Here is a 14,184-nt window from a genome sequence, read left to right as displayed (position 1 = left end):
TGGCGACGGCCTGGCCCGTGGGTATCACGACCGTGCGGCGATGACCGCCGAGCGCTTCCTGCCCGACCCGTTCGGCAACGGCGCGCGGCTGTACCGCACCGGCGACCTGGCGCGCCATCGGCACGACGGCGTGCTCGAATACATGGGGCGCATCGACCACCAAGTGAAGATCCGCGGTTTCCGCATCGAACTGGGTGAAATCGAAGCGCGTCTGCTGGAGCAGCCAGCGGTCCGCGAAGTGGCGGTGCTGGCGCAGGAAGCCGTGGGCAGCCAGCAACTGGTGGCCTATGTGGTCGCGCCACAACTGGACCTCGATGCCGCCGATGATCAACTGCGTCTGCGCGATGAACTCAAGGCGCGGCTCAAGGAGTGCCTGCCGGAATTCATGGTCCCGGCGCATGTGCTGTTCCTCGCCAGCCTGCCGCTGACGCCCAATGGCAAGCTCAATCGCAAGGCGTTGCCGGCGGTGGACGCCAGCCAGTTGCAGACGCGTTATGTCGCGCCGCAGAGCGAACGGCAACGGCAAGTCGCCGCGATCTGGCAGGACGTGCTGAAACTGGACCGCGTGGGCCTGACCGACAACTTCTTCGAGCTGGGCGGGCACTCCCTGCTGGTGACCCAAGTGGTGTCACGGGTGCGGCGGGTGCTGGACATCCAGGTGCCGTTGCGCAGCTTGTTCGAGCACAGCACCCTGGAGGATTTCGTCCAGGCACTGGGCGCCGAACCGGGCGAGCAGTCACCGCCGATGACCCGGGTCGACCGTGACCAACCGCTGGCGCTGTCCTTTGCTCAGGAGCGTCAATGGTTCCTGTGGCAAATGGACCCCGACAGCGCCGCCTACAACATTCCGACCGCTCTGCGGATGCGCGGCGAGTTGGACAAAAGCGCACTGCAACTGAGCTTCCAGGCACTGGTGGAGCGCCACGAAAGCCTGCGCACGGCGTTCATCGAGGAAGATGGCCGCACCTGGCAGGTGATCCGCCCGCAAGGTCGCGTGAGCTTTGTCGAGCAACGGCTGGCCGTCAGCGATGAGGCCAGCATCAAGGCCTTCGTCGAACAGGAGACGCAACGCCCGTTCGATGTGCTCGACGGCTCGTTGGTGCGTTTCGTTCTGCTGCAGGTGGGCGAGCAGGATCACGTGCTGATTCTGACCCTGCACCACATCGTCTCCGACGCCTGGTCGTTGCAGGTGATGATCGATGATTTGATGGACCTGTATGCGGCGATCAGCCAGGGCCGGCCGGCCGCACTGCCACCATTGCCGGTGCAGTACACCGACTACGCGGTGTGGCAGCGTCAATGGATGGCCGCCGGCGAGCGGGACCGGCAATTGGCCTACTGGCGCGAAAAACTCGGCAGCGAACAGCCGCTGCTGGAGCTGCCACTGGATCATCCGCGTCCGGCGCAGCAAAGTTTTCGCGGGGCGCGTCTGCCGATCACCCTCGACGAATCCCTGAGCAATGCCCTGAAGGCGCTGGCCCTGCGCGAAAACGTCACGCTGTTCATGCTGTTGCTCGGTTCGTTCCAGACCTTGCTGCATCGCTACAGCGGCCAGGCGGATATCCGCGTCGGCGTGCCGATTGCCAACCGTAATCGGCTGGAAACCGAGCGGCTGATCGGTTTCTTCGTCAACACCCAGGTGCTGCGTACCGAGTTCGACGGCCAACTGACGGGCGCTCAACTGCTGCAACAGGTGAAGCAGACCGCCATGGCGGCGCAGATGCATCAGGACCTGCCGTTCGAGCAACTGGTCGATGCGCTGCAACCGCAACGCAACCTGAGCCATAGCCCGCTGTTCCAGGCAATGTTCAACCATCGCAGCGAAGCGACCTCAACGCTGGCCGAATCCTTGCCGGGCATCGAGCTTGCCAATCTCAGTTGGGAACACCGCACCGCGCAGTTCGACCTGACCCTGGACACCAGTGATAACCCGCAAGGCCTGCACGCGTCGCTGACCTACGCCACTGATTTGTTCGAGCCATCGACCATCGAGCGCATGGGCCGGCACTGGCTGAATCTGTTGCAAGGCCTGGTCGAGGACATTCACCGTCCGGTGGGGCAATTGCCATTGCTCGATGACCGGGAGCGTCAACTGACGGTCGTCGACTGGAACGCCACCGCTGTCGACTACCCGTTGCATCGCAGCGTGCAGGCGCTGATCGAAGAACAGGTCGGTAAAACCCCGCAGGCGTGTGCGCTGGTGTTTGCCGAGCAACGCCTGAGCTACGCCGAACTCAATGCTCGAGCCAACCAATTGGCGCACGCGCTGATCGAGCAGGGCGTCGGCCCGGATGTGCTGGTGGGCATCGCGGTCGAGCGGTCGGTGGAAATGGTCGTGGGCTTGCTGGCGATTCTCAAGGCCGGCGGTGCTTATTTGCCGCTGGACCCGCAATACCCGCAGGAACGTTTGGCCTACATGTTTGAAGACAGTGGCATTCAGCTGTTGCTGACCCAGAGCCACTTGCTTGAGCAATTGCCGATCCCGACAGGCATTCGCAGCCTGGTGCTGGATCAGGACGGCGACTGGCTGGAAGGCCGCAGCGATGCCAACCCTGGCATTGACCTCGACGGCGAAAACCTTGCCTATGTGATCTACACCTCGGGTTCCACCGGTAAACCGAAAGGCGCGGGCAACCGTCATTCGGCGCTGGTCAATCGCCTGTGCTGGATGCAACAGGCCTATCGGCTCGACGCCACGGACAGCGTGCTGCAAAAAACGCCGTTCAGTTTCGACGTGTCGGTCTGGGAGTTCTTCTGGCCGCTGTTGGCCGGCTCGACACTGGTAGTGGCCGCGCCGGGCATTCATCGTGATCCGGCGCAGTTGATCGAGTTGATCACCGCGCAACGCATCACCACGCTGCACTTCGTGCCTTCGATGTTGCAGGCGTTCCTGCAGGACCCTTCGGTGGGCGAGTGCACCAGCCTGACCCGGATCGTGTGCAGTGGCGAAGCCCTGCAAGTGGATGCGCAGCAGCAAGTGTTTGCCAAGCTGCCCAACGCCGGGCTGTACAACCTCTACGGCCCGACCGAAGCGGCCATCGACGTCACGCACTGGACGTGCATCGAGGAAGGGCGCGACAGCGTGCCAATCGGCCAGCCGATCGCCAACCTGGGCACTTACATTCTCGATCACGAGTTGTCGCCGGTACCGGTGGGTGTGATCGGCGAGTTGTACTTGGGCGGCGAAGGCCTGGCCCGGGGTTATCACCGTCGCCCTTCGCTGACGGCGGAGCGATTCGCGACCAGCCCGTTCGGTGACGGCCAGCGCCTGTACCGCACCGGCGACCTGGCGCGTTATCGCGCCGACGGGGTGATCGAATACGCCGGGCGCATGGACCATCAGGTGAAAATCCGCGGCCTGCGCATTGAGTTGGGCGAGATCGAAGCGCGCCTGGCCGAACACGACGAAGTCCGTGAAACGGTGGTGATCGCCCAGGACGGCACGCTGTTGGTGGCGTATGTGGTGCCAGCGCGCGGTGCATTGCTGCACGCCGACGATGACGTTCGCAGTGCTTTGCAGCGTAGCCTCAAGGAACACCTGAGCCAGACATTGCCGGACTACATGGTCCCGCAGCATTGGCTGTGGCTGGAAAAAATGCCGGTCAGCCCTAACGGCAAACTGGAACGCAAGGCGTTGCCCAAGGCTGACACCACGGCCAGCAGCAAGGCTTACGTCGCCCCGATCAGCGCCACCGAGCAGGCGCTGGTGGCGATCTGGCAAAGCGTGCTGGGGCGGCCGCAGGTGGGGATCAGCGACAACTTCTTCGAGCTGGGCGGCGATTCGATCATCTCGATCCAGGTGGTCAGCCGGGCGCGCCAGGCGGGGATTCATTTCAGTCCCAAAGACCTGTTCCTGCACCAGAACATACAAAGCCTCGCGGCGGTGGCGACCGTCGGCGACAGCGGCTTGAGCATCGACCAGGGCCCGGTCACTGGCGACACGCCGTTGCTGCCATTCCAGCAGTTGTTCTTTGAACGCGAGATGGCCGAGCCGCACCACTGGAACCAGTCGGTGCTGCTCAAGTCCGCCAAACCGCTGCACGCCCGACACCTGGAGCGTGCGTTGCAGGCGCTGGTCAGCCATCACGACGCGTTGCGCCTGGCCTTCACCCGTCAGGGCGACAGCTGGACCGCGCAGCATCGTTCCCTGGCCGAGCAGCAGACGCTCTGGCAACAGTCGCCGCTGCTGTGGACCGCCGAGGTCGCCGATGCCGAGGCACTCGAACAATTGGGCGAACAGGCACAGCGCAGCCTCGAACTGGCGAGCGGTAATTTGCTGCGCGCGGTGCTGGCGAACATGGCCGATGGCAGTCAGCGACTGTTGCTGGTGATCCATCACCTGGTGGTCGACGGCGTGTCCTGGCGCATTCTGCTCGAAGACCTGCAACAGGCCTGCGAGCAGTTGCAGGCGGACCAAACGCTCACATTGCCGGCCAAGACCAGCGCCACCCAGGCCTGGGCGCGACGCTTGCAACAACATGCCGACAGCCCGGCGATGCAGGCTCAGCTGACGTTCTGGCAAGGGCAATTGCAGGATTCACGCAATGACTTGCCCTGCGATCGACCCCAGGGCGAGTTGCACAACCGCCACGCCTTGCATGTGCACACCCGTCTGGACAAAGAGCAGACCCGCCAGCTGTTGCAGGAGGCACCGGCGGCCTATCGCACACAGGTCAACGATCTGTTACTGACGGCGCTGGCGCGGGTGATTGCGGACTGGACGGGTGAAGCCTCGACCCTGATCCAGCTCGAAGGCCACGGTCGCGAAGCGCTGTTCGACGAACTCGATTTGAGCCGCAGCGTGGGTTGGTTCACCAGTCTGTTCCCGGTTCGGCTGACCCCGGCGAGCACGCCGCAGGACTCGATCAAAACGATCAAGGAACAACTGCGGGCGATCCCCGATAAAGGCCTGGGCTTTGGCGCGCTGCGCTATCTGGGCAATGACAGTACCCGGCATGCGCTGCAAGCCTTGCCCGTGCCACGCATTACCTTCAACTACCTGGGCCAGTTCGATGCCGGATTCGGCGACGAGGCCGGCGCACTGTTCACCCCGGCCAGCGAATCGGCGGGCGCGGAGCAAAGTCCGCTGGCGCCTCTGGACAACTGGCTGACCCTCAATGGCCGGGTGTACGGCGGCGAGTTGAGTATCGGCTGGACATTCAGCGGGCAAATGTTCGATCAGTCGACCATCGCCCGATTGGCGCAGGCTTATGCGCGGGAACTGGGGCGCTTGATCGAGCACTGCTGTGAGGCTCGGCACCAGGGGCTGACACCGTCGGACTTCCCGTTGGCCGGGTTGACGCAACGCCAGCTCGATGGGTTGCCCGTGGCGCCACGCCAGGTCGAAGACATTTACCCGTTGTCACCGATGCAGCAAGGCATGTTGTTCCACACCCTCTACGAGCAGCAGGCCGGCGATTACATCAATCAGCTGTGCGTGGACGTTGAGGGGTTGCAGGTCGAGCGTTTCCGCGAGGCCTGGCAAGCGGCGCTGGATGCCCACGATGTGCTGCGCAGCAGTTTTGTCTGGGACGGTGAGTTCAAGCGTCCGTTGCAGGTGATTCACAAGCAACTGGCCGTGCCGTTCACCTTCCATGACTGGCGCGCCCGGAGCGATGTGGCCCTGGCGCTCAGCGAACTGGCGGCCGCGCAGCGCCAGCAGGGTTTTGACCTTGCCGCCGCACCGTTGCTGAACCTGACGGTGGTGCGTCTCGACGCCGCGCGTTTTCACCTGATCTACACCAGCCATCACATCTTGATGGACGGCTGGAGCAATTCGCAGCTGCTAGGGGAAGTGCTGCAACGCTACAGCGGCCAGGTGCCGGCGAACACGGCGGGGCGTTATCGCGATTACATCGAATGGCTGACGCAACAGGACGCGCAGGTCACCGAAGGTTTCTGGAAGGGCCAGTTGGCCGCGTTCGATGAGCCGACCCGGTTGGCCAAGGCGCTGGTGTGGACCGGCAGCGATGCGGCCAACACCGCTCAAGGCGAGCACTATCTGACGTTGGACCAGGCGCAGACCGCCGGGCTCAATACGTTTGCACGGGAACAGAAAGTCACCCTCAACACCCTGGTGCAAGCAGCCTGGCTGTTGCTGTTGCAACGCTATACCGGGCTGGACACGGTCAGCTTCGGCGCCACGGTGTCCGGACGTCCGGCGCAACTGACCGGGGTCGAACAGCAGATCGGTCTGTTCATCAACACCTTGCCGGTGGTCGCCAGCCCACGGGCCGAACAGCCGCTGGCGCAGTGGCTGCAACAGGTGCAGGCGCAGAACCTGGCCTTGCGTGAGCAAGAACACACCGCGCTGTTCGACATCCAGCGTTGGGCCGGGCAGGGCGGCGAAGCCCTGTTCGACAACATTCTGGTGTTCGAGAACTACCCGATCTCCGAAGCCCTGCAACAGGGCGCACCGCGAGATCTGCGCTTCGGTGAAGTGGGTAACTTCGAGCAAACCAATTACCCGTTGACCCTGGCGGTCAACCTCGGCGCCGAGTTGTCGTTTCAACTGAGTTTCGATCGTCAGCAGTTCGATGACGCCGCGATTGAACAACTGGCCGGGCATCTCGCGCACCTGCTGTTGCAGATGGTCGAGGCACCTGCAGCCAGTGCCGTGGGCGATCTGGCCCTGGTCTCGACCGCTGTGCGCGAGCCGCTGGCGCTGCCGGTCGATAACGTGTGCGTGCAGCGCTTGTTTGAACTGCAAGCCGAGCGCACACCGCAAGCGCTGGCGCTGATTTTCGACGAGCAACGCCTGAGCTATGCCCAGCTCAATGCCCAGGCCAACCAATTGGCCCGCGTGCTGCTGCAACATGGCGTCGGCCCCGAAGTGCTGGTGGGCATTGCGGTCGAGCGTTCGACGCAGATGATTATCAGCCTGCTGGCGGTGCTCAAGGCCGGGGGCGCCTACGTGCCGTTGGACCCGGAATACCCGGCCGAGCGACTGGGTGCGATGATCGAGGACAGCGGTCTGCGTGTGTTGTTGACCCAAAGTCACCTCGCGGCGGCGTTGCCAGAAGCTGCGGACGTGACCGTCCTGAGCCTGGATCAACTGGATTACCCGACCCAGGCCGACAATCTGCCGGAGCGCAGCGGCCCGCCAAACCTGGCGTATGTGATGTTCACCTCGGGCTCCACCGGGCGCCCGAAAGGGGTCGGCATCACCCACTCGGCGCTGACCCGTCATGCCCGGGTGGCCCTGGATTTCCTCGGCCTCACGCCGCAGGACCGCTCGCTGCAATTCGCCACGTTCAACTTCGATGCCTTTGTCGAGCAGCTTTACCCGGCGCTGATTTGCGGTGCCTCGGTGGTGCTGCGCGGGCCGGACATCTGGGACAGCGAGACCTGGTATCGCGAATTGCTCGACAAGCAGTTCAGCATCAGCGACCTGACCACTGCCTACTGGAATATGTTGGCCAAGGACCTCGCGGCGGCGGGTCATCGTGACTATGGCGCGTTGCGCCAGGTGATCGTCGGTGGCGAAGCCATGCCGCCGGAAGGTGTTGCCGCCTGGGGCCAGGCCGGGCTGGGCCATGTGCGCCTGCTGAACACCTACGGCCCGACCGAAGCGACGGTCAGCGCCACGGTGCTCGATTGCAGCGACTACGTGTCCGGCCGCAGCTCGTTGCCGGTGACCATGCCGATTGGCCGGGCGTTGGGCGGCCGGGGGATTCATGTGCTCGACACCCAGGGCCAACCGGCGCCGGTGGGTGTGGTCGGTGAACTGGTGATTGGCGGTGAGCTGCTCGCACGGGGCTACTTCCGGCGCCCGGAATTGACCGCCGAGCGCTTCATTCCCGACCCGTTCGATCCACTGGGCGGTGGCCGCGTGTACCGCACCGGCGACCTCGCGCGTTATCGCGCCGACGGCGTGATGGAGTACGTCGGGCGGGTCGATCATCAAGTGAAGATTCGTGGTTTGCGCATCGAGCTCGGTGAAATTGAAACCCATCTGCTGAAGGTTCCTGCGGTGCGTCAGGCACTGGTGGTGGCGCAACCGGGTGCCATCGGTCAGCAATTGGTGGCGTACGTGGTGTTCGACGATCCGGCGCACGTCAGTGCCGATTCATCCACGCTGGCGGCGTTGCGCGATGACATCAAGGCACGCCTGAAGGCCAGCCTGCCGGAATACATGGTTCCGGCCCATGTGTTGTTCCTCGAAGGCCTGCCCCTGAGCCCGAATGGCAAGATCGATCGCAAGGCCTTGCCGGGCGTCGATGCCCGTCTGGCGGCGTTGGACTTTGTCGCGCCTGAAGGTGCATTGGAACAGCAGATCGCTACGGTCTGGCAGGACGTGCTGGAACTGGAACAGGTCGGCCGCGACGATCACTTTTTCGAACTGGGCGGGCATTCCCTGCTCGCGACGCAAGCGGTGTCGCGCCTGCGCAAACTCACGGCCTGTACGTTGAGCCTGCGTGACCTGTTCAGCCATCCGCGACTCAAGGACCTGGCGGCGTGGATCGCGCAGCAGCAGGGCACAGCTGAGCCGAACGGCCACGGTGTGGTGCTCAAGGCCCATGGCACCCGGCACAGCGCACCGTTGTCGCTGGTGCAGCGCCGCTTGTGGATTGCCGAGCAATTGTCCGGCGGCACCGCGGCCTATGGCATGCCGATGGCCTTGCGTTTGCGCGGTGAGTTGTCGGTGGAACGGCTGATCAGCAGTTTCGCCGAGGTGGTGCGCCGCCATGAAGTGCTGCGCACCGCGTATACCCAGGACGATGAAGGTGACCCGATTGCCGTGATCGCCGAGCAGGTTGAACTGGATTTCCCGGTGATCGATTTGTCCGGTCTGTCCCGCAGTGCCCAGGAAGAGCGGGTGGCACAAGCGGCACTGGAAAACGCGCGCACGCCGATTGATATGGAACACGCACCGCTGTTGCGTGGACGGATCCTGCACCTGGGGCCGACCGAGCATGTGATGCTTTATGCGATGCACCACATCATTTCCGACGGCTGGTCGATGGGCTTGCTGGTCAACGAACTGGTGCAGATTTACCACCGCATCAAGGCCGGTGACCTGACCCCGTTGCCGGCGCTGGACGTGCAGTATTCCGACTTCGCGCTGTGGCAGCAGGCACTGGAGCAGCAAGGCGTGCTGGCGCGTCAGGCCGAGTACTGGAAAGCGCGGCTCGCAGGCTATGACGGGCAACTGAAGTTGCCATCGGACAACCCCCGTGGTTTGACACCGTCCTATGCGGGTGACGCGGTGCAGTTCCAGCTCACCACGCCACTCAGCACGGCCTTGCGCAAGTTGTCCATGGACGCGGGCGTCACGCTGTACAGCACGCTGCTGGCGTCGTTCCAGGTGTTGTTGCACCAGGTCAGCGGCGTTGCGGATGTGTTGGTCGGTGCCGACGTGGCCGGGCGTGAACAGCCGGAGCTTGAGCGGTTGATCGGCTTCTTCGTCAACGTCTTGCCATTGCGTTCGCAGTTCGACGCCGCCACGCCGTTCGCCCGATTCCTGGGCCAGACCCAGGAATCCCTGCTCGGTGCCATGGAGCATCAGGACCTGCCGTTCGACATGATCGTCGACGCCTCGGACGTGCCGCGGCACAAGGGCATGAACCCGTTGGTGCAGGTGTTGTTCGTGATGAACAACCTGCCGGGCCGCACCCAGGCCATGGGCGGTTTGAGCGTGGAATCGCTGCCGGCGCTGGAGACCCATTCTAAATTCGACATGGCGTTGTTCGTTGACGATGAAGCAGGGCAATTGCTGGGTACTTGGCAATTCGCCACAACCTTGTTCGGACACGAGCGCATTCAGCACCTGGTGAAGGCCTGGATAGCCCTGTTGGAACAGATCGTCGCTGATCAGGACATTCTATTGGGAGCTATCAGCATGCCAGTCGACAATTTAGCGGTGGCCGCCAAGCCTGCCGTCCCCGGACCCAAGGCCGACAAACTCGGCAAGTTCCTCAAGCGCGGTGCCGCCCCGGCGGCCAAGGCCCGACCGGCACCGATACGCGAATCGCTGATCGCCGCGCCACAGCCGTTCCCGCTGCTGCTGGAACCGAACGAGCCGCATTTGGACTTGATCGAGTGGATCAACAACAACCGGCCGCTGATCGAAGAAAAACTCGTCAAGCATGCCGGGATTCTGTTCCGTGGTTTTGAGCTGGATGGCATTCAGGGCTTCGAGGCGTTTGCCGAAGCGATCCAGCCAGGGCTTTACGGCCATTACGGCGATCTGCCGAAGAAAGAGGGCGGCAAGAACACCTACCGCTCCACGCCGTACCCGGAACGCAAGATGATCCTGTTCCACAACGAGAGCTCCCATCAGGACCGCTGGCCGCGCAAGCAGATGTTCTATTGCGAGCAAGCCGCGCCCATTGGCGGTGCGACTCCGGTGGTCGATTGCCGGTTGATGTACGAAAAACTGCCGGCGGACCTGCGTGAAAAGTTCGAAGACAAGGGCTTGCTCTACGTGCGCACATTCACCGACAACCTCGACGTGTCCTGGCAGCATTTCTTCAAGACTCAAGACCGTGCCGAAGTCGAGGCCCGTTGCCGGGCCGGTGGCATCGAATGGCGCTGGCTCGACAACAACGAATTGCAAACCCGCACCCCAGGCCCGGCCATCATTCGTCACCCGGTGACCGGCGCCAAATCGTTCTTCAACCAGGTGCAACTGCATCACATCTATTGGCTGGAGCCGGACGTGCGGGAAGACCTGTTGTCGATGTTCGGCCTGGACCGCATGCCGCGCCATGTGTTCTACGGCGACGGCACGCCGATCGAAGACGAAGTGATGCAACGCATCGGTGACTTGTATGAAGAATGCGCAGTGCGTTTCAACTGGCAAAAAGGCGACGCCATCCTGCTCGACAACATGCTGGTGGCCCACGCCCGTGATCCGTTCGAAGGCCCGCGCAAGATTGTCGTGGCCATGGGCGACATGTTCGACCGCAGTGCCCTTGAACGCGTAATGAACACCGAGGAAACCGGAGCATGAACGAGGTATCGATGGACCAGCAGGACCTGGGTTACGCCTTGACGCCTGAACAGCAACGGTTGCTGGAGCAGTTGCCCAAGGCCCCGGCCTGTGGCGATGCGCTGCATTTCCTGGAGATCGAGATCAGCGGCGCCCTCGATCCGCAGCAGGTGCAAAACGCACTGGATCGGGTGCTGGCGCAACAGCCAATGCTGGTCGCGCGGCTGGGCAAGGCGCCGGGTTTCCATGGTGTCCGGCAGTTCATCGGGGGGGCGGAGCACTTCCCGCTGAGCGTGCAGGCGCGGGTCGATACCCCGGCCGGTATTCAGGCTCAGCTCACCGAATGGGCGGAACGTTCTTTTGTCGTCGGTGAGTTCGAGGGCGCGCAAGCGGTGCTCTATCGCCTGGCCGATGATCAATGGAAATTGGTATTGGGCCTGGCCCGGTACAGCCTCGATGAAAGCGGCGTGCGGTTGCTGTATCGGCAATTGGTGCGGGCCTATGGGCAACAGTCGGCGGCGGACGATGAAGAGACCGGTGAATTCACCCAGTACCTGGAATGGCGCAGTGAAGTGGTGCTCGACGAAGACGCGGCCGATGCACGTACTTACTGGCAGGAACACCTGCAAGGCGCCGATCCCGATTTGAGTACTCCGTGGCTGGCCTATCGCAACGGGAATCCTGGATTGTCGTCGACCACTGAATTGCTGGCGCTCACGCTCGATCCGGCACTGCGCAGCGGTTTGCAGCAAGTGGCCGGGTCGCTGGAGCAATCGCCGAGTGTGGTGCTGCAAGCGGCCTGGTGGCTGTTGCTGGGTCGACTCAGCGGGCATCAACAGGTGCTGGTCGGTGTGTGGCATGACAGTCGCGAAGATTACGAATACTTCAGCGATGCCGTGGGCGTGTTCGAGAAAACCCTGCCGCTGAACCTGTCACTGACGGCGAATGCTGCGTTCAGCACCTGGGTGGCGGAGTTGGCGGCGCGTCTGGATGAGCACCGGACGTGGCAGGAATACTGGTCGCCTGAACTGGCGTCGACGGCGGCTCGCCCGGCGTATGGTTTTGCTGTTTGCCGGGCCACGCAAGCCGCGACGTCCGCTGATTTGCAATGGACTCCGCGTTCGACAGTGCGCGAAGCACTGTTTGAATTAATGCTTGAACTGGAAACGGACGAGGCGGGCAACGCCCACGCGTTCCACCTGCATTACAACCCGTCCCGCTACTCGGTCCAGGCGATGGAAGGGTTGCTGGCGCAGTTGCGCGTATTGCTCGAAAACATCGTTGCCAATCTTCAAGCCGAACTCGGTCAACTGAACGTGTTGGAAGCCGCCGAACAACAGCGCTTGCTGTCGATCAACCCGCCAGCGCGAGCACTGGTCGATAACCGGTTCTTGCCGCAGCGCATTGCCGACTGGGCCCGGACCACGCCGCAAGCCATCGCCCTGACTGACGGCGATCGACGCCTGAGTTACGGGCAGTTGCAGGCGAAGGTCGAGGTGTTGGCCCAGGCATTGAAAGCCCAGGGCATGGCGCCGGGAGCTATCGTCGCGCTGGCCTTGCCACGCTCGGCGGAGCTGGTGATCGCCATGCTCGCGGCGTGGCGCATCGGCGCGGCGTACCTGCCGCTGGACCCGCAATGGCCGCAAGCCCGTCAAGCATTGATGCTGGAACAGGCCGGCGCTGCGTTGTTGCTGGTCGACGCCGGGCACATCGCGCAATGGCACGATTATCCGTTGCCTCTGGCGACCGTGGACCGGGTGCTGCAATCGGCCCCGGCGAGCACGTCGGCCATCAGCCTCGACACACAGGGCGATCAGGCCGCGTACGTGCTGTTCACCTCCGGCTCCACCGGTATGCCGAAAGGCGTGGTCATCGAGCACCGGCAATTGCTCAATTACACCGCTCACGTCAGCCAGGCTCTGGGGCTGGATCAATGCCAGCAGTTCGGCTTCACTTCCACGGTGGCGGCGGACCTGGGCAACACGGCGCTGTTCGGCGCCTTGTTCAACGGCGCCTCGCTGCATGTGGCCAGCGATGAGCAGATGCAGGACGGCAATTTGTTTGCCGATTTCCTGCAACGGCAAGCCATCGATTGCCTGAAGATCGTTCCGTCGCACCTGGCTGCGCTGCTCGACAGCGAACGCGCGCAACTGCCACGCACGCTGGTGCTGGGCGGCGAGCCGATTGCCCAGGCATTGGTGCAACGGATCGCCGGTTTGCGCAGTGATTGCCGGGTGTTCAATCACTACGGCCCGACCGAGGCCACCGTCGGCGTGCTGGTTCATCCGCTGGATCTGGAGGCGGCGGTGCCTGACGCCGGCGTTCTGTCCCGGGTGTTGGGCAACAATCAGGTGTTTGTACTCGACGATAACCTGCAACTGGCGCCGGTCGGTTTGCTGGGCGAGTTGTACCTCGGCGGCGCGCAGTTGTGTCGCGGCTACGTGAATGTCGAGGCCGATTCGCAAGTGTTTATCCAGAGCCCGTTCAATCCGCAGGAGCGCCTGTACCGCACCGGCGACCTGGCCCGTTATCGCCCGGATCTGTCGATTGCGTTGCACGGTCGGCGCGATCAGCAAATCAAGGTGCGGGGTTTTCGCATCGAACTGGCAGAGATCGAAGCCGAGTTACTGCGTTTGCCACAGGTCGCGCAAGCACTGGTGTTGCCGGGGCCGTCCGCGCAAGACGGGATGCTCGCTTTCATCGTGCCGCATCAGGCGCCTTCGGCGACTTTGCTCGATGCCGTTCGCGACGAACTGGCGTTGCGCCTGCCCAGTGTGATGCTGCCGCAGCACTTGCAGTTGATCGACAGCTTCCCGCGACTGGCCAACGGCAAGGTTGACCGCAAGGCCTTGCAACAACTCGCGTCCACCTCGGCTGACGATGGAGGCATGCAGCCCCGCGATGCTCTTGAGCAATTGCTGGTGACGCGCATGGCGCAGTTGCTGGGGGGTGAGCGTCTGGGCATCGACCGGGACTTTTTCGCCGCCGGGGGGCATTCCTTGCTGGTGATCAAACTGGTGGCCGGCATTCGCAAGTTGTTGCAGTGCGAAATCCAGCCGGGCGTGGTGTTTGACCATCCGACCGTGGCGGGTCTGGCGGCGGCGTTGCGCTCCCGGGAAAGCAGTCCGGGTCAGTTGGAGAAGATGGCCCAGGCGAGGCTGCGTCTGGACAACATGAGCCCCGAAGAAAAAGCGTTGCTCACCGAAAAAGCCCGGCAACTGCAAAACGCCAAGGCTGCACAAAACGGTTGA

Annotated in this window: 2 protein-coding genes (1 of these 2 running past the window's edge); both read left to right on the top strand. The window is 63.2% G+C overall.

Going from position 1 to position 14,184, the window contains the following annotated elements; all coding sequences use genetic code 11:
• A protein-coding gene (locus AACY49_RS26000) for a non-ribosomal peptide synthase/polyketide synthase (protein ID WP_339527292.1) crosses the window boundary here: on the top strand, nt 1-10,954 show its 3' portion. 2,564 nt of this gene lie to the left of the window's left edge; only the last 10,954 of its 13,518 coding nucleotides appear in the window; its start codon lies beyond the left edge, outside the window; its stop codon occupies nt 10,952-10,954.
• Complete coding sequence (locus AACY49_RS25995; protein WP_339527291.1) at nt 10,951-14,184, top strand: non-ribosomal peptide synthetase; 3,234 nt, start codon at nt 10,951-10,953, stop codon at nt 14,182-14,184. Before AACY49_RS26000 ends, AACY49_RS25995 begins: the two co-directional genes overlap by 4 nt.

This window comes from Pseudomonas sp. EL_65y_Pfl2_R96, assembly GCF_963970905.1.
In the GTDB taxonomy this organism is placed as follows: domain Bacteria; phylum Pseudomonadota; class Gammaproteobacteria; order Pseudomonadales; family Pseudomonadaceae; genus Aquipseudomonas.
Note: the sequence above shows the minus strand (reverse complement) of the source record. Positions and strands in the feature narration are given on the sequence as shown.